Consider the following 22,402-nt stretch of genomic DNA (forward strand, 5'->3'; position numbering starts at 1 on the left):
TTGTACTCCCTTTTTTTGTTGATCTTATTGCTATCCAACTATTTTTTAACCCATCTCACTCAACTGATGATCGGTATTTTTATTTACTCAAATAATATGCCAGATAACTAATGCTACATTTTATCTATGCTTATGCTCTGATAAACCCACCTTGAGTACCCACTGTTATCTTTTCTGCAAACCCGAACGAGTAAATATTACTCCATTAACTTAAAAAGCTTAACCAAAAAATTTACTTACTTCGTTTTATACCTCAAGGGCCATCTCTCTAAACCGTACATTCGAGTGAACCAAATCATCATAATTGCCCTGTTCAACAATCTTGCCATCTTCCATAAAATATAGCATATCACAATTTTTAACCGTGGTTAGCCGATGAGCGATCATAATTAACGTACGTTCTCCCTTTAGAGACTCGATGGCATCAGTAATCTGTTTTTCAGTGATATTATCCAGGGCCGAAGTCGCTTCATCCATCACCAACACTTCAGGATCATGATATAATGCCCGGGCTATTCCCACGCGTTGACGCTGTCCGCCCGACAGCCGCGTGCCATTTTCCCCAATAATGGTATCCAACCCATCCGGCAGACGTTTGATCAATGTCTCAAGCTGAGCCAGTTTTATGGCATTCAACACTTTTTGTTCATCAATTTCATCTTTGGGAATCCCAAAAGCGATATTGGAACGCAACGTTTCATCAGCCAGATAAATAGATTGCGGGATATATCCCAGATTCTTTTGCCAAGCCGAAAGGTTGTGCTGTATATTTTGGCCGTCTACCAAAATTTTTCCCTCCTCCGGTTCAAGTAATCCAAGAATGAGATCTACAATCGTCGTTTTTCCCGCACCGGAGGCCCCCACAAAACCTACGGCCTTACCCTTAGGTATAACCAGTGATATATTTTTAAGCGCTTGTTCATCACTATTCGGATAGCGATAGCCCACTTTTTTGATTTCAATACCATTCATCAGTTTTAGCTGCTTTTCTTTTTTCCGATCCTCTAAAAATATTGCGTTGTATTCAGCCAATTCTTTTAGATCATCATATACAGGATCGAGGGAAACAATATTATATCGCAACCGGGTATACATGGTTACCAACTGCTGAACCGAAGGCATCAACCGCACTGTAGCCATGGCAAATAGCGTTAGTATCGGAATAATGGCCCCCATCGGACGATCTTGCCATACCAGAAGAACAGCAATGAGCAACATCCCAAGCACGGCTGTAGTCTCTACTACCGGCCGAGGAATTTGCTGAATGAACCGCAGATAGGCCATCAAACGCGTACTCTTTAATGCCTCAATACGAAACTTATCAATAAATTCATCCTCTCGGTTTAAAACACGAGCCTCTTTAATTCCCCCCAACCCTTGATTTACGGCTTTAATCATCTCCGCACGGCGCTCCTGTTCTTCTTCTCCGTACTCCTTCATCTTTTTCTTATTTAATAAGATAAAAGTACCTGCTCCAAAGCCCGAAAGCGAAATAACCAGCAAGGTGATAAGCGGTTCAACGGTAAATAGAAATGTCAAAATAGCTACTGTCATTACGCCCTCACGCCCCATCATCAATATGTTTGTAAGCACATTATTAATCAGCACATTTATTTCCTGGCTAATATTTCGAAGTAGCTCGGCGGTATTTCTTTGCAGATGAAAGGTATATGGGGCCTGCATGTATGAGCGCATCAATCGAAAACTAATGGTGTAGCGTCGATTAAAGATAAACCGTGCTTCAAAATAATTAAATGTTATAATATAGAGACTCTTTATAATAAAAATACCCACCAAGGCAACCGAGCCCCATATCAGCAGATCTTGAGCATTAGTGATATTTAGCATGTTAATAAGCGGCTGTAACCATTCTGCTGATAAAACACGTTCAGGATCAGCTACTATCGCTACAAAAGCAGGGATCATCCCAATGCCCGCTACTTCAAGTACAGCTGCCACTAACATCAACAAAAATAATACAGAGACCTTTATAACATCGCCCTTGGGTAAAACGTATAATAGTTTTCTAAACGTTGTTAACACCTTGGTTCACCACATTTTAACTTTTTAATTATAATCATCATTAATTTCCCCTAAGATTTTCAATCAATAGAAATGAAGTAGCAACCACGCCTATCACCGGTGCTACCACTCCCACATAATCAGTAAAAGCCGGCCGTCGTCTAACCTGCACACTCACTACGTCATTATTCTGTAAGTCAAACTCAAACATTTCTACCGGTTCCGGGTCATGATATCGGTAGCGAAAAAGCGCCACATCTACCCTTTTCCTATTCTCATTGTACCGCGATACTTTTACCTCAATTTGGGTTTTTGCCCAATTAATATTTGCATCGTTACCCCGCAATTGGGTATATCCGAAACTAAATGATATAAGTTCGGGTAAGGTCGTCCGCTCGGGCACAATATAGCGGCCGGAACTCCCTACATCCCCCCAAACGTTTACCGAATCAGCCAATTCTCCAATTTCCGCAACCCGAATATACCGATCACCGGTACCTTCCGGCAATTGCGCATAAGCTACCATGGGATGTAATGACACCAATAACAAAAGGACAGCAATATAAATGATTTTTATTCTCATGATTTTTTCTTGATGCAATTAGTTAAATTTTGACAAATGTTAGCGTCTGAAATAAACTTTAGGTAATTACTTGACCTATTATTTAACATACGTTTCGTAATTTGTATATAAGGATTCATAATAACCTGCCCCATAATAGGTGCCGGTTTCTTTTCGGTAATCAAAGTCGTTTAGTACTACTCCCACCACTTTAGCCCGTACACCTGCCAACTCTTCTAAGGTACGATAGAGCAACCCTTGATTGGTTTTCCGGTACTTGGCTACCACTACTGTTGCCTCTGCCCTTTTAAGTATAGCAGTGGAATCACTAATTATTCCAAAAGGCGGTGTATCTAAAATGATCACATCAAAAGCCTCTTCCATCTTATTCAAAAGCTGTTTGAATAACATACTACTTCCTAAAATTTCGGGAGTCTCTGTATTTTCACCTGCGACAATAACTTTTAAATTCTCCTGATCTGAATTTCGGATCAAGTCATCAAACGAAAGCTGTCCTTCCAAATAATCCGACAACCCCTTTTTGGTAGAAAGCCCAAGATATTTACCGAGCTTCGGTCGTCGAAAATCTGTACCGATGATTAATGTTTTATATCCCTCTTCTGCAAAAGCAATGCCCAAATTAGCAACAATTGTTGACTTCCCATCCCCTTTTTCTGCACTCGTTATCGCAATGGTTTTCGGAGGTTCCTCACCATATTGATAGATAATATTATTTTTTAAGCGTCTGATGGCTTCCGCTGAAATACTTCCTCGATCTTGGAGCAGCACTAATTCAGTAGGGATCTTACCTTCACCCACCTTAAAATATTTTCGTTTTTTTCGTGATATTTTTTCAAAGCTGGGTACAACGGTAACCGAGGGTAAATACATTTTTTTAAGTTCTCCAACATTATTTACCGTATTGTCACGGAACTCATTTATAAATATGAATCCTGCTGAAGCAAGCCCACCTAACATTATTCCCAATAACAGTAATATTTTTTTATTCGGACTTACAGGTACATTTGGTACGATACCAGGATCAACTACCCGACCAAAACCAAACTGTGATTGCTTCCATACCGACATATCAGCGTATTGCCGAGAAATATTAATATAGAGCTCCTCATTTATTCTTACATCCCGCTGTAGTTTAGCCAGCTCAACAATACCTTCGGGCAGTGAATTGATATCCGAATTCATTTCTTCTTTAAATTGGGCAAGGGCATCAATTTTTGAGGAAAGTTGATTCTGTTCAATGCGTAATTCGACTAACCGGGTTTGCAGATCCGAAATAATCTGAGCGCGATCTTCACTGTCCATTCCAACATATTCATCATCTTCGGTAAAAAGCTGGTCCGACAGATCCTGAATTTCATTTCTCAATCGTGCAATCTGATTATCAAGATACTGAAGTCTTTGGGGGGGCGGATTTCGGTCAAGTACGCCGGGATTTTTGGTAATAATCAACGTTCGCTCTCTTTCATAGCGAGCAAGATCTTCTTGAGAATTACGAATTTTAGGACCTATTGCATCCGTAAATTGTTTTGTTAGGCCCGGTTTAATACGTTCAAGCTGTTTTTCATGATTTGCAATGGTTTGTTCTATGGTTTGAAGATCCAGCCTGGAACGCTGCAACTCAAGCTCAACATCAGATTGCTGCTGGACCATACCGGAAGTTTGTTCATTAACCCGAACAATACCGGTTCTGTCCATAAATTCACGCAACTTTTTTTCCGATTCATCAAGCTTTTTCTTGACCTCAGCTTTCTCTTTTTCGAGAAATTCTGCCGTCGATGTTGCCGCCTGACGGTTTTGTCGGGTCGAATTCTCGACATAGTTCTGCATAGCAAGGTTTGTGATTATTGCTGCCTCTCGAGGCGACGTACTCGTAAAACTTACGGCAATCACATCTGATTTTTTTTCGGGTAAGAAAAAGTTAAGATTCTTTTTTATTCTATAGGCTACTGTTGCTTCACCAACCCTATAACTTTCACCATTCTCTTGATGTCCCCAAAAAATTGGCAGTTCATATATTTTCTCCGGGGTATCTTCAAGAAGTTTTTGAGCTACCTGCTCGGCAAAAGTGCGTGACTGCAATACCTGAAGCTCATTTTCCAGCGTTGAACTGGTCCCATATCCTGTGGCTTGCGAAATGATTTGAGAAAGTTCATCATTCTGCGTTGCTCCGTTAGAGCTAATCATTAATAACCCCCGACTTTCGTACACTGGATCTATAGTATCAGCATAAAACCAGGCACCCGTACCGCCGGCAATTAGAAAAAAGAATACCAGCCATTTATATCGTAAGAGCAGGCTAATTATTTTTTTAGGATCAAGACTATTGCTTTCCTGCTCATTTGATGGAATATAATGAGGTATATATTCGAACCGGGATAACTCGTTATGAGTATCACCATTAAACTTTTGTAATGAATCGGACATGGTTATGACCTTCTTTTGCTATGTTGTGTACCACATTATTGTTCATGTTAACTGCGTTCGCCTACGATCAAAGGTCCATCAGTATCTTTTACTTTTGCAACTCCATTAGTTTTCAACTTTTCCGGAACGACAAATGAATAAGTTGGCACGATCGATTTTAATTGCGTACGTATAGAATCTTTATTATCCGTCTCGAGCAGACTAAATAATTGATTTATCCGCTTTTCAAGCACCGAGGATGAAAGCTTTCTACTGCATATCGCCTTAAAAATCTCTTCGTGCTCTGTTTCAATGACACCTTCTTCTGCATTTAGTAACTCCTCGAAAAGCTTTTCTCCCGGGCGTAAGCCTGTAATTTTTATGGTAATATCGCGATAAGGCTCAAGCCCATGCAGCCGAATGAGCTCCTCAGCCATATCCAGTATTTTAACCGGTTCGCCCATATCGAGTACAAAAACTTCTCCTCCCTTTCCCATTGAACCAGCCTGCATGACCAGCAGCACCGCTTCCGGAATAGTCATAAAATATCGCATCATCTCCGGATCAGTAATAGTAACCGGCCCTCCATTTTTTATTTGGCTAATAAAAAGCGGAACTACCGATCCTCTTGATCCCAGTACATTACCAAACCGAACCGAAATAAATTTTGTAATGCAAGTACCGTTATAGGCCATGCATATTTCTTCTGCAATGCGTTTGGTTGTCCCCATTACATTAGCTGGGTTTACCGCTTTATCCGTAGATACCATAATAAATTTATCAACTTCGTGCTTGCAAGCCAGTGATGCCATCAGCCGAGTACCTCCAACATTGACTTTTATGGCCTCACCGGGGAAACTTTCCATCATAGGCACATGCTTATAAGCAGCCGCATGGAAAATCACATCGGGTCGATAAAAACCAAGAACCTTATCCATTTTTTTACTATCTGTGATACTGGCTACACAGGGAGTAACGTTGATATCTCTGTTTTTGAATTCATTTTCGATATGAAAAAGCTCGGTTTCGTCAATATCCAGCGCTATCAATTTCTCTGGTTTTAAGTTTGCACACTGCCGCACTAATTCGCTCCCGATAGAACCTCCACCCCCTGTTACCAGCACGGTTTTATCCGTTATGCTGGACTTGATAGATTGTAAATCGATGCTTACCGGTTCACGGCCTAAAATATCTTCAATGCTAATTTCTCGAACATGCTCAAACCCTACCGGGTTATCAGTAAGTGAGTGGAATGAAGGCAGTACCTTGATATCAATATCTGATCGGATCGTCTTAACTTCATCAATAACTTCCTTAAGATCTTTTTTGGGATACTGTGGAAAGGCGATAATTAGTTGATCAACGGGATGATTTTTTATGTATTCAATCATCTCATTTTTTCCACCCATTATACGTACCCCGTGTAATAAAAGGCCTGGCATAACGCGATCATCAAAAATACCATAGACCGTTAAATTCCAGTTGTCATTAGTAAGAATATCACGGAGTATCTGTTCTCCCTCACTTTCACCCCCGAAAATAATAGCATGTTTGTTTTTCTTATTTTGAGATTTAATCAATCCTAAATACATCCGCTTGCTAATACGAAAACCACTTATCAGCAGTATACTGTTACTTAATAGCAAGGTCATAAATATGGCGTCATAACTTTCTACCCCGACTAAAAGTTGAGCCATTCCAAATGAAAGCCCCCCGCCCACTGTAATCCCTAAAATGATTCGCCCTAAATCGTTTAAGCTTGTATATCGCCAGTTGACCATATACATCCTAAAAATCATTAATCCTGCCAGCACCGATCCCACAGTAATTAAAGTAGGTACAACCGGAAATGGTTTTTCTATCGTAGTAAAGGACATAAGTAGCCCATAAACCAATACTGCTGAAAGCAACAGTGAAAAAGCATCTCCCATAAAAAGAAATATCCCTCTTGTATACTTGTTCATATACTTTGGCTTGTTTTTATATAATTCAATATGCATACATTCCCCTCTTTTAACTCTATGATGTATCTTTAGGTAATAGCTGTTACAATAGTTATGCCAATTCGTTACTAACAGCTGAATCTATTTACAAGAATTTTCTTAAGGTAGAGCAACTAACCTCCTAATTACTTATTGAGCACATAACGAGATTATATATTTACAGATAATTTATTGACAGGAGTAACAGCCCAAGCAGAACGTGTTATTTTTATCTGGAATCGGGTAATTCTTACGCGACCCGTTTTACTGGTTACCAAGAATATGAGTAGATAAAAAACCTACGTCGGTACTCGCTTTACCCTTAAAACCTTTTTTATAGTATCAGCTATTTTTTCTTTGTCATCGTTGGATAAGTTACTGCCCGAAGGAAGACAAAGACCATGGTCGAATAGGATATCCGAAACCCCCCGCCCATAATAGGGGAAATTTTTGTAGAGAGGTTGTTGATGCATAGGCTTCCAAAGAGGACGTGTTTCAATATTCTCCTCTTCCATTGCCAGACGAATATCATTATTCGTTATGCCCCCCGTTTCAACTGGATTGATGACTATAGTCGTCAACCATCGATTACTGAAATATCCCTCGGGTTCTTCAAGAAAATAGATTCCCGATGAATCAGAATTCTGAATACCAGATTCTAAATCCATATTCACTCCATCCAACCAAGAACCCTCTAACGCTTCAAAATAAAAATCATGATTCTTTCGCCTGGCACTAACTCGTTGATCCAGCACCTTCATCTGTCCGCGTCCAATACCTGCTACAATGTTACTCATCCGGTAATTAAATCCCAGCTCAGAATGTTGATAATGTGGAGCTTCGTCTCGAGCCTGAGTAGCTAAAAAACGAGCCTTATCAATAAGATCTTGCTGATCACTCAACAAAGCCCCGCCGCCCGAAGTCGTAATAATTTTATTACCATTAAATGATAGCACCGACAATAACCCAAAGGTGCCGCATTTTTGGTCATTAATTGATGAGCCTAAAGCCTCAGCGGCATCTTCAATTACAGGGATATTGTATTTTTTCGCGATCCTTAAAATCGCATCCATTTGGGCAGGCATTCCATAAAGGTGGACAACGATAATGGCCTTGGGTTTTTCTTTCTTTTGGATACGATCCCATATTGCTCTTTCAAGTAATTCAGGATCCATATTCCAGGTTTCAGGCTCCGAATCTACAAATACCGGCACCGCCCCCTGGTATAAAATCGGATTCGCCGAAGCTGCAAATGTCATCGACTGACAAATAACCTCGTCACCGGATTTTACGCCACATAAGATTAGAGCGAGATGAAGAGCGGCCGTACCTGATGTGACAACGCCAGCGTATTTTCTTCCCGTGTAATCCTGCAAATCATTTTCGAATCCATCTACATTAGCACCCAGCGGTGCAATCCAGTTGTTTGTAAATGCATCATGGACATAATCCAACTCTTCGCCTCCCATATGTGGCGAGGATAGATAAATACGTGAATTGGCACTTTTCATAATTCAATGGCTAAAACTATTGACCGGTTATCACAAAAGCTTGTTTGTGAATTACAGTATTACAATAGTTATGCCAACTCGAATTAATAGATCATTTACTATCAATACGATCCCTAAGATGCCAATAGCTACTTATATGGGGATTGTTTATTAAGTACTCAAAAATCCCATAATCGGCTTTTATTGTTACATTTATGCAGATGTGTGAGTAATTTTTACTTACACATTTCTCTCAGTTTATACTTCTACTCCCCTCCTTTTACAAAAGAGCAGTAGCTATTGATTCATATCATATGATGATAATCATCACCTCTGTTGGACATTACCGAAGCCCTATCAATTCTCCAATCAAAACCTATACGCTAAGAACAAGAAATTTCTGCAACCACCATACTTTTGGACCTATTATTGCATAATCTAATATCTGTAATAAATCACAGCCACGGAAAAAGGTTTATTGTAATCAAAACTGTATCAACAGACATTTCAATTTGTTTTTAATAAAATGCAGATCATTCGAACGTTACCAATTCTTATAATTTTCTCACTTTTTACCACATTGGGTATTACCAATTCAACTAAAGCTCAATCTATAGATTGGGGCATTACCGGTGGGATGAATATTAGTTCACACGTTAACAAATTCTGGTATATCGAAGACGATATCGAATTACGACTTCGTCCCGATATTGCCGTAGGTTATAATGTTGGTTTCATCGCTCGAACCAAACTCACCCGAATACTACGGCTGCAAGCCGAACCGTCGCTTATTTTACTTGGCGCCAAGTATGACGATACATTTAGGCTTCGAGGTACGGAATTCCAAACAGATAGCCGTACAGAGCTCACCTATGTTCAGCTCCCGTTGTTGCTACAACTAACCACAGCACCTGAGGAACAAACCACCTACGGTCGAAAAAGGTCGAGAACCACCTTTCATCTTAGCGGGGGACTGTATGGGGCATACTTATTAGATGCCCGTTTCCAAGGAACAAATACCGGGGCTCCAATCGGAATTGCTTTCGAAGGGGAGTTCTCTAATGATGTGATATCTCAATATTCTGAATACGATGCCGGAGCTGTTTTCGGACTGGGTTTTGAGTACGGCTACTACCGTAAGTTGGGATTTGAAACGCGCGCTCAATTATCTGCAATCGATTCCGGTGACAATCCACAACAACCCGCTTTTAAACACCGCAATATGGCTATCACATTTTCAATTTATGTTTTACTGTAGAAAATCTGTGGTGGCCTATTGGTCAAAAAATTAGAATTATTGTTAGTTAATTATTCAATCCTGCCCTCCATTCAGTTTATCATATTTATTTGAAGAACTTTTCTTCTAAACGAGAGTATATAATACTACTCATACTCACGGTTGAAAAGTATTGAACGCTTCAAATGGAATAAGATGAACTATATTGAACTAATCGGTCCACCGGGTGTTGGTAAAACAACTCTATTAAATGCCCTTGTACATTCAAGAAAAAAAGAAAAGACCTGGAAAACCTATCAAGAAACAATCTGCGACATTGTTAACTCATTGGCCTGGAATCAACTTGGAAATAGAAAAAGCAAATTTCTGTATTTATTATATAAAACAAACATAACCAACTATAAAAAGCTCGGCATCGCTCATACCATTATCAAAGAACTAACTCCTCAAATTGCAGATGCAATACAAAAGAGATATGAATACTTGGCTGAGGCTCAATTACGAGCTATACAAACATTAAGTATGCAAATTTCACCAATAAATAAATGCAGCTTTATTAATTGGAACATCCAATCTCTCCGAAAATTATTTTTGTTAGAAACCTTCGGTTATACGAAACCCGTTCTTTTTGCAGAAGGACCTTTAAAAAATCATCACGGACTTAACCAAATTGAACCCAGTAATATAACACGGGATACGTTGCCCAATGCTGTCATTTACTGCACCGTTAGCGTTAAAGAGAATGTCAAACGTATTAAAAACAGGATAGCGTTAACGGGCAGAGTTAGTACTATACATAACAGTTTAAATGAAAGTCATTTAGAGGAGTTAGTCAGCTATACCCATGATATCGCTAATATCAACTACAGGTTTATTAAAATGATCGGTATTCCCATTTTTGAGGTTGATCTGACGGAACATACAACGAATTCCGAATTGGAAAATATACAACATTTTATTGCACGCCATTCAACTGGCAGGCAAAATAGACTATTAGAATATGCTTGATAATTTAAGAAATGACTGATGATTTTTGCTCTATTATCCCTTCTTTTAACAGATCAGATTCTCGCATAATAATAGGCTCAACATCCACATCACGAAGAAAGATCAGCGGTTCGCTGTAGGTATAATCTATTCTCTTCATATCTGCTCCTGCTTTTCCAGAAGAAATCATTGCCTCAATCGTATCAGCTGGAATATTGGCGCCGCCCGCAGCCATGCTTGAGGTAAAGGCAACATGTCGCACGTTAATTTCCGTAATTTTAGGAATTCCACTCTGGTCTTCTTTATAATCAACTGTAAAAATGCCATTCAACTCGCATTCCAGCTGACGAGCGATTAATTCCAATGCTTTTTGGGAAAGTTCTATTAGTTCAGGTTCATTGATTAATCTACCAAATGATGTATTACCCGTAATCCCAGACGGCGCTACTTTTGCCATAATATAATTGACCCGTTCAGCACAGGCTGTTCGCTTTAGTGTATCATCAAAATAGAGCATTTTGCATGCCATATTTCGTCCGGGCAAATACTCTGTGGCAATGAATTCCTCCACTTTGGGATTTATTGAAATCCATTGTGTTAAGGCCTCTTCTGAATCTATTTTTAACGATCCCAACCCGCTGGAACCCTTCGTACTTCGAATCCAGAAGGTGCTTCCTATTTTATCTATGATTGACTGATAATTATATGAGGCAGGATTTATCTTAATAAATTTTGGGATCAACGATGAGCCTGCAAGTTGTTCATGCATTTGATGTTTATTTACCAATGATTTTGCAAGCTGATAATCCGGAAGATGAGTAGTAATCTGGCGATCCAATTTTGATTGATAGTTTAAGGCCCATTCCAGCACTTCTTCTTCCGGCAAAATAATCGAAGCATCGATATGTTCTTTCGAAATAATATCATTGATAGCGGGCCAATAATCTTCATCATCAGCACGGGGAACCACATAACTTTGATCAAAAAGTGATTTATCATAAAGTCCGTATGCTAAAGGATTACAATCAACCCCGATAAATCGATACTGATTATTTACCGCTTGTCCTTTCAGTTTCACCGCACGTACAAACGATCGCGGTGTTGGTCCGCCTACCCCAGTAATTAGAATATTTTTCATCATCTTGTTTATTAATAGTGATCATAATAGTTAGTTTGTCCCATCAAATGGTTGCATTGGGCGAATATCCGATTGATTGACTCCTTCACGTTGCAATACTTTTATAAACGTCATCCACAATATTTTTAGATCCAATGACAATGATTGGTGTTCAACGTAATATAGATCGTGCTCAAATTTTTGCGTCCAGCTTATCGAATTTCGTCCATTGACCTGGGCCCAACCGGTAATTCCCGGCTTAACATCGTGGCGGCGATGTTGACGATCAGAATAAAGTGGCAAATATTTGGGCAGCAATGGTCGGGGACCCACTAAACTCATTTCTCCTTTTAATACATTGATAAGCTGGGGAAGTTCATCCAGCGACAAGTTTCTTATCCACTCTCCAAAACGAGTGATACGTTCCACATCAGGCAATAGATTTCCCTCCTGATCTTTTTCATCAGTCATCGTCTTAAACTTAACTACCTCAAAATCCCTTTCCTTGTATCCGATACGATGCTGATAATAAAATACCTTGCCCTTATTCTGAATAAACAACACCAGTGAGATCATCAAAAAAATAGGTGATATCAGCACAAATACCACTATTGTGCCAACGATGTCCATAATCCGTTTTATATAGCTTTTATAAACCATAAGTATGGGCATAATCGGTTAACATCGATTTTAACCCCCTTTTAACCGGAAGCTGCCAAAGCAACTTACACCAATCATGATTCCCTTCAATCAATCCCGGTCCCTTTTCGGTAATTACTACATCCCAGCCAATTGACCTATTCTGTGGATGCAAAGTGGCTGCCTGTTTTACCATTGCAAGCGCTTCATCCCAGTATGGAATTTGGAAACCGGGTATTTCTACATTCGTAACCGGGTGAAAGTGCTGGTCTTCCTTGGTAATATCACTGTACACACCCGGCCCTGTTACCAAACCGGTGTCTTCATCAATAGCCGCTGCCATATTACCGGCCGCCATATTATCAACAGATGAATTTACTGAGATTCGCAATCGGCAGCCTAATATATCCACCTCTTCGTCATCATTAATTTGCGTTATAATACGCACAGTATTTACTGCCGATGGCGAAAGACGATTTATATCCGGATGCTGAATAATGAACTCCTCAACCAGTCCGTAATTTCCCTTCTCCATATAAGTAATCATCGCTGAGCGGTCAAAATAAGTACTATTTTTGATTACAACCTGGGCACCACATTTTCCATCCGACTGCTTAAATACCAGTTTGCCGGATATATTATTTAGTAATCTTTCTGTTTTTTTGGGATCCTCTTTGAGGTCGGCCAAATCTGCTACTGTATGAACAAAAAAGTCGCCATAATACTTGTAGAAAAGGGTCTTATCATCAAGGATATTCCGCTTTTGGGGAGGATTCATAACAAGCTGATACTCATACATAAAGCCCGTCCCGGCCCATGACAATCGCTCTTCATTGGAAAGCTCATAAAAACGAAATTGGAAATATTCCAGAATAGAGATGTTATACTTAAAGACAGAAAAAATAATATCTCTGATAATCGATCTCTTCGTCTTACCCTTTTTTTGTGAAATATGATCGAGAAATAAGTTAAACTTTTTTCGGTCTAGCTGTTTTAGATAGTAACCCAGATACACACTTCGTTTTGCCTTCATTTTATGTAGGTCAATTTTTTTCTTATGGTCCCCCACATTTATATGTACAACTGTTATGCCACTTTTAATACTTTTGATCGGTAGATTCATTTTAAGCCCAAATAGGCTACTTTGAACAAAATAATCTTAGCAGATTGGATGATTTTTTTGTGATGCGTTAACTTTGTTCACCCATCACGTAAAAAATACTCAATGTTAAAGCCTAACTATTCCTATTTTTACGACCCGATATAAGATTCCCCAGTTCACTAGCCGCCATAAATTCAACATCGGGCCAACGGTCCACAATATTCTTTAGTAGCAACGTTAAAGCAGTAATTCCCTTTTGTCTGTTTTTTTCATCGATATGACCACAAAAATTTACTCTGTGTGAGCTAATAATGGCCGGACGATTCCATCGAAAGGCGGCTTCAATTTGTTTCATCGTATAATTTACCCAATCTACCCCTCGATCTTCGGTTGGCTCAAAAACCACATTCCGAACCAAATAGGTTAGTCCCAGCTTATTTTTCTTTCCAGTGTAGTTAAATCTTCTTTTATATTTACCCCTTCCTTGGTGTTCATTGGATATAAGTGCTACGTCAACAAAATCTATACCACCCTTACTTAAAGTTTCATATAAAATTGGATGTGCATTATATACAGGGGGTGTGAAATTTTTTGCACGATAACCAAAGGTATTCTCAAAATTGTCAAGACCATCTTCAATAATTTGATGAAATTTTTCATTCTCTTTAAATGACCAAAAATCAAAAGCTGCCATGGGCGAAATAGTCTCATAAACATTGCTCCCTATACTAGCAAACGATCTGTTTTGCAGGCAGGTCATGATATCCTGATCTCTAGAACGAAGCTTTTCATTAAATACTTTCAAATTCAGATGCTCTCTGCCATGAAACTGAGGCAACATTATCCCCTTTCCAATGCCTTCTTTCCATAATTTCCACGTTCCATTATAGGCAGAAGGGGCTAACACTGATAGTTTTTCGTATGTTTCTGGAAGCGTTTCATACCGGTATTCTTGATAGCCTGTCTCTGCAAGATTCTCAAAATTGATATTGCACGGCACAGCGTAAGGAGTAAAAACGGCATGACGGCCATGCTTATCTCTGATCGAAGTCAATACCTCAAAAAGAGTCTCAAGATCCTGCCTTGTTTCCAACGTATCGAATTGGTCAAATCGATTGTGTGCCAGCAGTCCTGCCCGATTTAACTTTTCTCTGGCATGTTTCGAATGAATACGCACATTGCCATAATCATCCACCGAGAAAACTATTATTTTCCTGTTGGTCCGCCAACCAATTAGGTTTTTGGCGTTAAGTATAGCTGAGTTTTTAAGTTCTTTCAGAAACATCCTTTACTACCATTGATTTATAGCTTGAAACATCTTTATTATCTCCATTTGTATACAGTTCTACTAATTTATCTGCATTAGATCGGCGGTAATTTTTTGATGCTTTTACTGCATTTAGTATATATTGCTCCTTTAATTTCTTGTCATTCTTTACTACCAGAATAAATTCTACAGCTTCATCTAGGTTAATATGACTCAAACATCTAGCATGTCCATATTTCTGGGCATAATTATGGAGCTCAGAATCATCAGAAGCTATATAAAGGGATGGGATTCCGAAGCTCATCAAATTATAGGACTTGCTTGGAACACTGCCTTTCGATATAACCTCATCCAATATTACCACTCCGATATCTGCTGCTGAAAGCGAATAAGGAAACATTTCATCAGATTGAAAAGGCAAAAACTGACAGTTTGATAACCCTTTCTTTTCTACGAGCGATTTCAAATATGGCATACGCGGGCCACGTCCAATTATTTGAAACAGGATATCCTTATATTCTATCATCATTTCTGCCAATTCGACCATAACCTCTACATTATGCGTAAGTCCAATATTTCCAGAATACTGAACAATAAACTTCCCTTGTAGCTGGTGCTCAATTATGAAGGGATTCTCAATCTTTGCCACCTTTTCGTTCGATTGAAAGATAGACCATATCGGAACGATATATATTTTATCACGATCGACATATTTTGAAAGTGATTCAGCCATTTTCTCTCCAATAGTATAGAGTCGATACGCATTTTTAAAAGCGATTTGATTTAATTTAGCCCATACTCTATAGATTGGCTGTGATTCTTTCATTCCCGTAATCTTAAACACATCCGGATAAACATCCCAAATGAGCATACTGCACCGATTAGGTAAAAAAATTGACAGCAGGTAAGCCATTGGAGGCAATGACACAAAAAAAACATCATGCCTGCGATACCGGGTCAACAATAATCCATAAATTTGTACACAAGCCCATAGGTAGGAGACCAATTTTTTCCAGGCTGGCCGTTCCACCCAATGGTTGATGGAGCTCACACCTACAGATTGGTCAAGGGATTCGCCCTGTTCGTGTATGCTACCAGTAATAAGATCAACCTGACTAAATTTATTAGCAAAGGAATTACAAAGCCCTATTGTCAAATAATTTACGGCCTGATTTACAACTACAATTTTTTGAGATTCTATCTCTTTAATCATTATTCTCTAAGCATGGAGTTTGCAAGGCACTTTCATAAAGATTTAGGTAATCTTTAAACCGTTCTTCTTTATCATAATACCGTAGGGCTCGCTTTCTACACTTTTCAGTATACCAACGTTTCTGATTCCTCGTAATATTTAAAACGGCTTGATATAATGCATCAATATCACCTTTAGGAACGACGATACCCGTTTCATCATCAATAGCCTCTGGACTTCCGCCTGTATTAAAAGTTACTACAGGAGTACCACAAGCAAGAGCTTCAAGATTTGTGGTTGGAAAATTGTCTACCAAAGTGGGGTTCACAAACACATCGGCGCGGGTATAAAAAGACACCAGCTCTTTAATATTTTCAGTACGGTTAATGCCAATAATATTATCAGGCAACTCCTTAATCTTCTTATCAGACAATCCAATTAATATGATTCTATAAGTTTTATCCAATCTATTTGCTAACTCAAAAAAGAAATTTATCCCCTTCCTTCTATCCCAAATACTAGCAATACCTAAAATTATTTTTTTACCCTTTAAACCATATTGTAATTCAATCTCATTATTATCAGTGGGTTCAAACTGTTTCGTATCAATTCCATTATGAATAACCTCTACAGGATAATCTGACAAGAAAGAGTGCCCAATCAGATTTTTCAGCCACTGACTGGGGGTAACAATGGTCAGGTTTTGCAAACCACTGAATAGTTCTCGTTTGTCATGAAAATTTTTTGTTGAATTGTCCATAAACCAACTTGTTGGATATTTATCAGACAACGGACAATCATAACATTCAGTTTTCCACCTATCACAAGAGACATAATCAAAAAAGCTACAGTGCCCTGTAAAAGGCCAACAATCATGGAATGTCCAAATAACAGGCTTTTGAACATGCTTCAAATAATTAAAAAGGACCTCTATATTGAGGTAATATCCGTGGAGATTATGCAAGGCAATCACATCGGGATTGATCTTTTCTATTTGATTGACTAACGCTTTGGTTGGATTCTTGGAACCAAACCCATGTCGGTCTAACACTCTTGATTTTAATCCATGTAGGTAGACATCTAACTTATTTCCAATCTTTAACAAATTAGACTCACTTTCCACCGTCCCTAACCTACTATATGCTATATAACTATCGTGCCCAAAACGCTGAAGTACCTGACCAATGCCCTCGGCTATTCTTCCTGTGCTCCCGGTATTAACGGTGGTATTTAATTGAAGAACTTTCATAACCCACTCTGCAAAAAGTTAAAATACTGCTCCCCAATATTATTTTTCGAAAACCGCTGTACTAGTCTTTTTGAATTCTGTCCCATCCTTTCCCTCTCTTCTTGGTTTACAATCAAAAATTTCAATTTTTCTAAAAACTCATTGTCATTAAAAGTTGGAACAAGAAATCCATTACTCCCTTCTTCAATAAGATCAGATGGTCCTGCAACACAATCGTAAGAAATAATTGGTAAGCCCGCTGACATTGCTTCACCAATCACATTGGGAAATCCTTCAGAGCTCGACGTAAATGCAAAAATCTTGCTCTTCTTATAATAAGATTCAATGTCTGATACCGTCCCTGTAAGTTCTATTGAATCTACCATTTGTAACTCTCTGACCATCTTCTTTAGCCGTTCCATACCACTTTGCTTTAACGCATCCCCCCCTACTATCACTAGCTTCCATCCGTTTGGTGATAACTTCTTAAATATCTTTATCAACCGGTCATGATGTTTGGTCGTTATAAGTCTACCTACCGTCAGAATGATATTTTCTTTTTTTAGTTCTCCATTGGTAGAAATCTCATAGATAGGATTTCCTATGACCTTTATATTATCGTTGAGCTCTTGTTTGACATAAACATCTTTTGCCTTTGTAGTTTGTGCAATAATTCCAGCAGCCTCGGGATATAAGCGCCTTCTTAAAAATTCATGGAAACTCCCAAGATGTTTATTGGGTTGGCATCGATCAGAGATAAATACCGGAAAGTTTAACCCCCATAATGAAAGAAGAACCAAGTTATTCCAATATTCCCCAAAACTAAGTATTACATCAGGATTAATTTTCTTTACCGTTCTCCTTAAAAAAAGCATTGTCTTTAGAGCACTGTAAAACCTGGAAAAGTCAACAAAATCAAAGGAAGGTTTATGAATAGTAATATTTGAAGGTACTGAGAAAAATATTTCGCGATTCTTGCCGTATAAAACCAAATCAATTTTTACATCTTTCTCAGTGTCAAAATATTGGATCAATTCCGACATAACCCTTTCCATCCCCCCCGCTTGTAAGGATGGAATTATGAGACATAGTTTTTTCATCCTATTTGTTTTCTACTACAGTAATAATAGTTTGCACATCGACTGGCATCTCAGCTACTACTGCAAACTTTACCCCGGCTTGTTCGAAATCAAAACTTTGAAAATTGGCATTCACAAAATCTAATATTTCATAAACCTTGTCATAACTGAATAATGCCTCACCATCTTTTCTAAATTGACCGGGTAGTTCTTCAAGAGTTACTGATTCCAAATCAAACTTGGGATAAGCGCGTAATGACCATATTGCCAGCTGTATTTCCAGCCAGGATATCTCTGCATCAATGCGACGCAACTCTCCTTGAATATTTAACAAATAGTTTACTGGTTTCCACTGCTCTACCAAATGGGTTGAATACAGTTTAATATTTTCATAGACGCCGCTGTTACTATTAATTGACTTCCACACGTCAATACACCAACCATCTCGAGCTCCATTGCCAATGATGTTATTTGATTCAATCTCAGAGAAATCAATATCAAAATAGGCATCTTCATCTCTATCAATATTAATTATTAGCGTAGCACTATTGGCCCCCTCGATTAAACTCATCTCTTCAATAGGAGTAAGAGATTCACCCAGATCAGGTTTTTCATCATCATTGCTACTCGTCAAACGGTTATCACAAGCAACAAACATTAATGATATTGCCAAAAAGCAAGTCGTAAATAACTTGGTCGTCTCATTCATTTTTATGTCCCTCTTTTGTTTACATGATGTAAAAGTCCTAATTAATGGCTTATACAAGGTTTACATCACTAGTTATAATATATCGTTACAATAGTTGTGCCAACTTTATGATTCTATCCCTCATAAGTTTACAGATGAGCTAAAACAGGCCCGTACTGATTTATTTCATGCAATAGGTAAGCAATTAAAATATCTCGAAAAAAGTTTATCGAATAAGCCAAGATATTCATCGGAGAGCTGAGTAAAAGTTACTCAGAAAATCTCAGCATGTACGAAATACATACAAAAGAAAAAATCACTTTCATTGGTAATCTTTTAAATAAAAAATTCTAATATCAGCTATTAGAATTTCAGAGGATCTATTTAAAAAATGGCTATCATAATAAATTATGACCGATTTATTGTCAAGATATGTAAGAAACTCTTTAAATCTATTTTTTTAACTCCAAAATCTAAATAAATTATCAACCATTCTCCCAAAGCGGAATCTTCCAACATTTAATCTTTTATATTGGAAGCCTATTGAAGGATTTATTTTTAAATTTTTCTTGAGTCTAATAACATTACCAGCTAACATATGGGAGGCAGAAAAAGACTGCTCTCCAGTAATTTTTCTAAAAGATGGATGTATTTCTTTTAATGATTCTGGTTTATTCACATACTTTTCATAAAAGATCTTTATTGATTTTTGCCCTAAACAGAAAATTTCTGCAGCAATGTTAGTAACAAGCCAATTTAAGGTTACTTTCCATACCCTACCTGCTGGAAGATCTGTTTCTATTCCCGCTTCTATATCTTTTGAAATTGACCTTGATGATGAATTTAACACTCCCGTAAAATCACGACATAGATGAACAACCTCTAAATCAACAATTTTTGCTAATACAGCTATACGCTGAGGAGACTTTGAGGAATCTATAATTACAGAACACCCCGTAACTTTTTGAATTGCTTCAAAGAGTGCTAAAGTTGCTTGGCAATACTGCTTAAAAGCAGTAGTTGGCCAAACATGATTAATCAAAGTTCGTAATGTTGTTTTATTTCTCTCAAATCGCAAACGAAGTTGTTTATATTGCTCATAACTCACATTCATGTTTGCTTTCCAGATGCTAATCACCTCAGACCAAAGTTCACACTCGGCTATTAATTTTTTGCAAGAACAATATTCTTCCAGAATGGAGTCTCGTGTGATAAAGGTCAGCTCACCAGCACTAAAACACCCTTCATTCGAACCAAGGATCATATCACAACGTAGAACCAGAATGGCCATTGCCTGCTATATAAATGACCTTTAATTTAGCATCTTCATTACTTAATATTGCTTGCCTTTCAACCTTAGTACTCTCTTGAATTTCCGTCTTATACATGTTTTTTATATGCCATTTTTGACTTGCCCCTAAATTTATCCATCTATTATAAATGCAGTCTATATCACTACAATAATTATACCAAAACAATAAAATGTTATTGAATTGTCTAAGAGAGAGGATTCGACAAACTATTTAACCTTGTTTTCTCTATTTAAGTCGGGGATATGCTTTAGTAAAGTTATGTAAACGCAACTTCCAATGAATAGTATTTACCAATGACTTCGAGTAAAATATACCCGCCATTTTAATATAATTTTATCAAGATAGATTCCTCCAAATTGTTATGAATTGTGCAACCTAATCTCCATACTTTGTAATATAGTGTCAGGAACTTCCGGATTAGTCACCACCAACCGGTACGTACCCGCATCAGAGCTCTGGGCATCCGTAATTGTCAGGCTTCGGCTGGTCGCTCCCGAAATATCAACCCCATCCTTCTGCCACTGGTAACGGTTGTCGGAATGACCGACCACGTCCGCAAAATCATCGATAGTAATTGTGGATCCTGTCGACAAATTGATCGTCCGTGACTGTCCGAAGGGTTGCTGGGATCCATATTTAAATATTGTTAATCCCAGACCTTGATACAGCTGGAAGATGGTCTTGCCTCCGCCATTGGATGGCTTCCACAGCATGTTCTTGAATACATACCGATTGCCCGAGAAGTTTACCCGGCTCAAATCTTTTACCCGATCCGTGCCCCATGCTAGGTTCGGCCAGTTTTCCGGGCCGATATTATTATCTTGGACCAAAAGGTTTCGTAGCTTTCTCTGGCCGGTCAAGTCCGTGGTACCCATGCTGGTAAAGTTATTACCTCCAAATTCAGCCTGAATAATACCGGTGCTATTTTGCCATAGCTGGGCCGGAATAGCCCCCTCCATACTGTTCCAGTAACTTACGTTGACGACCTGCATCCCGCTTTTTACCTGCGTGGGGAAGGATCCGGTCACTCCGGTATTATCTAAGGAAAACCCAATATTAAATGTTTTAAAATCAGGTAAGGTGCCATCCATAAACTCTTGGGGGAACGACCCGCGCGTATTCGTGAATGGAGCCGTGAATTTTACCAAACTGGTCATCCCCGAAAAATCGACTTGGTCAAAGTCAATCGTAAGGTTCCCATTCTCATTTAACCGTACCATTTTAAGATTTGATAAATTCCCAAATCCTGCTGGCAGCGATCCGGTTACCCATCCGTGATTATTATGACTTGACTTTCCTACTCCCAAAGCAAGATGCTTCAGGTTATTCATATCTGTAATTCCTTTGGGAAACGGTAAATCGGCCACATTGTTATTATTATGAATGTTAAGCCCTTCAAAGCTTTGTATGTCAAAAAGTTCTACGGGTACAGAGCTTATCCCATCAAAGGCTCCCTTAGCCGAGTCGGTCCAATTGAGCACCAACCATTTGAGATTGCTAAGATTCCCCCAATTGGATGGTACTGCGCCAGTAAATATGTTTCGTTCGCTTCCTTTGTCTTTACCTGGATGAAAATCATAGGTATAACCGCCTGGGGCTTGGACATATTCATGAGGATGTTCATTTTTAGGAACCACATCGTCAGAATACGACAAATATAAATACTTCAAGTTGGTAGCGTTGCCCAACTCAGCCGGTAATTGGCTATTTAAACTGTTAAAGGCAACCGAAAACAATCGCATCTGTGTGAGATTGCCCAGTTCAGGTACGTCAATACTGCCGGATAACCCATTGTTATGCAGGTCAAGCTGCGTTACTCGAAGTTCCCCGTCTATACTTTCAACGGTAACTCCATAAATATTATCGCCCAGCGACATCCCGGAGGACGACCACCCTGCTCGGTTTGACCAACCACTGCCCCCTGCCGATTGATACAATGCTTCTAGGGCCGCTTCATCTCCTGATTGACTATTGTGTAAATTGAAAAGTTTGTTATTGTTAAAATCAGTATTACCCCCCCAAAAAAGCAGAAAAAAAAATCCGAAAACTTTCAATTTCATACCGCTATCCTCA

At 38.7% G+C, this 22,402-nt stretch carries 17 protein-coding genes; 2 read left to right on the forward strand and 15 right to left on the reverse strand.

What is annotated here, in order from left to right:
* Window positions 1-246: 246 nt before the first annotated feature.
* From ACQ76V_RS11180 to ACQ76V_RS11200, 5 genes are all read right to left on the reverse strand, one after another.
* A complete protein-coding gene (locus ACQ76V_RS11180; protein ID WP_441000585.1) occupies window positions 247-1,965 on the reverse strand; it encodes an ABC transporter ATP-binding protein in 1,719 nt (572 codons plus the stop codon).
* Between the two features lie 118 nt (window positions 1,966-2,083).
* Entirely contained in the window at window positions 2,084-2,605 is a 522-nt protein-coding gene (locus ACQ76V_RS11185) for a hypothetical protein (protein ID WP_441000586.1), read from the reverse strand.
* 78 nt (window positions 2,606-2,683) lie between these two features.
* On the reverse strand, window positions 2,684-5,029 hold the full coding sequence (locus tag ACQ76V_RS11190; RefSeq protein ID WP_441000587.1) for a GumC family protein: 2,346 nt from the start codon (window positions 5,027-5,029) through the stop codon (window positions 2,684-2,686).
* A gap of 47 nt (window positions 5,030-5,076) precedes the next feature.
* A complete protein-coding gene (locus ACQ76V_RS11195) occupies window positions 5,077-6,972 on the reverse strand; it encodes a polysaccharide biosynthesis protein (protein ID WP_441000588.1) in 1,896 nt (631 codons plus the stop codon).
* A 317-nt stretch (window positions 6,973-7,289) separates the two neighbouring features.
* Entirely contained in the window at window positions 7,290-8,501 is a 1,212-nt protein-coding gene (locus ACQ76V_RS11200; protein ID WP_441000589.1) for a DegT/DnrJ/EryC1/StrS family aminotransferase, read from the reverse strand.
* A gap of 505 nt (window positions 8,502-9,006) precedes the next feature.
* Here ACQ76V_RS11200 and ACQ76V_RS11205 point away from each other — a divergent pair.
* Both ACQ76V_RS11205 and ACQ76V_RS11210 read left to right on the forward strand, forming a co-directional pair.
* Complete coding sequence (locus ACQ76V_RS11205; protein WP_441000590.1) at window positions 9,007-9,738, forward strand: porin family protein; 732 nt, start codon at window positions 9,007-9,009, stop codon at window positions 9,736-9,738.
* A 174-nt stretch (window positions 9,739-9,912) separates the two neighbouring features.
* Window positions 9,913-10,725: a hypothetical protein gene (locus tag ACQ76V_RS11210; RefSeq protein WP_441000591.1), complete on the forward strand. Its 813-nt coding sequence runs from the start codon at window positions 9,913-9,915 to the stop codon at window positions 10,723-10,725.
* A 4-nt stretch (window positions 10,726-10,729) separates the two neighbouring features.
* On the opposite strand, the gene ACQ76V_RS11215 is transcribed toward ACQ76V_RS11210, so the two are convergent.
* The 10 genes from ACQ76V_RS11215 to ACQ76V_RS11260 form a co-directional block, all read right to left on the reverse strand.
* Window positions 10,730-11,845 (reverse strand): hypothetical protein, encoded by a 1,116-nt coding sequence (locus ACQ76V_RS11215; protein WP_441000592.1) that lies wholly within the window; start codon window positions 11,843-11,845, stop codon window positions 10,730-10,732.
* A 27-nt stretch (window positions 11,846-11,872) separates the two neighbouring features.
* Window positions 11,873-12,493: a sugar transferase gene (locus tag ACQ76V_RS11220; RefSeq protein WP_441000593.1), complete on the reverse strand. Its 621-nt coding sequence runs from the start codon at window positions 12,491-12,493 to the stop codon at window positions 11,873-11,875.
* Entirely contained in the window at window positions 12,471-13,493 is a 1,023-nt protein-coding gene (locus ACQ76V_RS11225; protein ID WP_441000594.1) for a sugar-transfer associated ATP-grasp domain-containing protein, read from the reverse strand. The genes ACQ76V_RS11220 and ACQ76V_RS11225 overlap by 23 nt, the downstream gene beginning before the upstream one ends.
* Window positions 13,494-13,695: 202 nt before the next feature.
* Window positions 13,696-14,847: a hypothetical protein gene (locus ACQ76V_RS11230; protein ID WP_441000595.1), complete on the reverse strand. Its 1,152-nt coding sequence runs from the start codon at window positions 14,845-14,847 to the stop codon at window positions 13,696-13,698.
* Complete coding sequence (locus ACQ76V_RS11235) at window positions 14,828-15,700, reverse strand: glycosyltransferase family 4 protein (RefSeq protein ID WP_441000596.1); 873 nt, start codon at window positions 15,698-15,700, stop codon at window positions 14,828-14,830. The genes ACQ76V_RS11230 and ACQ76V_RS11235 overlap by 20 nt, the downstream gene beginning before the upstream one ends.
* Window positions 15,701-16,034: 334 nt before the next feature.
* Window positions 16,035-17,270, reverse strand: coding sequence for a glycosyltransferase (locus ACQ76V_RS11240; RefSeq protein WP_441000597.1), 1,236 nt, complete (start codon window positions 17,268-17,270; stop codon window positions 16,035-16,037).
* Window positions 17,267-18,349, reverse strand: a complete 1,083-nt coding sequence (locus tag ACQ76V_RS11245) for a glycosyltransferase (protein WP_441000598.1) — start codon at window positions 18,347-18,349, stop codon at window positions 17,267-17,269. Before ACQ76V_RS11245 ends, ACQ76V_RS11240 begins: the two co-directional genes overlap by 4 nt.
* A 1-nt stretch (window position 18,350) precedes the next feature.
* Window positions 18,351-19,037, reverse strand: coding sequence for a hypothetical protein (locus ACQ76V_RS11250; RefSeq protein ID WP_441000599.1), 687 nt, complete (start codon window positions 19,035-19,037; stop codon window positions 18,351-18,353).
* A 439-nt stretch (window positions 19,038-19,476) separates the two neighbouring features.
* On the reverse strand, window positions 19,477-20,307 hold the full coding sequence (locus ACQ76V_RS11255; RefSeq protein WP_441000600.1) for a hypothetical protein: 831 nt from the start codon (window positions 20,305-20,307) through the stop codon (window positions 19,477-19,479).
* A 381-nt stretch (window positions 20,308-20,688) separates the two neighbouring features.
* A complete protein-coding gene (locus tag ACQ76V_RS11260; RefSeq protein WP_441000601.1) occupies window positions 20,689-22,389 on the reverse strand; it encodes a hypothetical protein in 1,701 nt (566 codons plus the stop codon).
* Window positions 22,390-22,402: the final 13 nt, after the last annotated feature.

It is taken from the genome of Fodinibius sp. SL11, from assembly GCF_052060035.1.
Classification (GTDB): domain Bacteria; phylum Bacteroidota; class Rhodothermia; order Balneolales; family Balneolaceae; genus Fodinibius.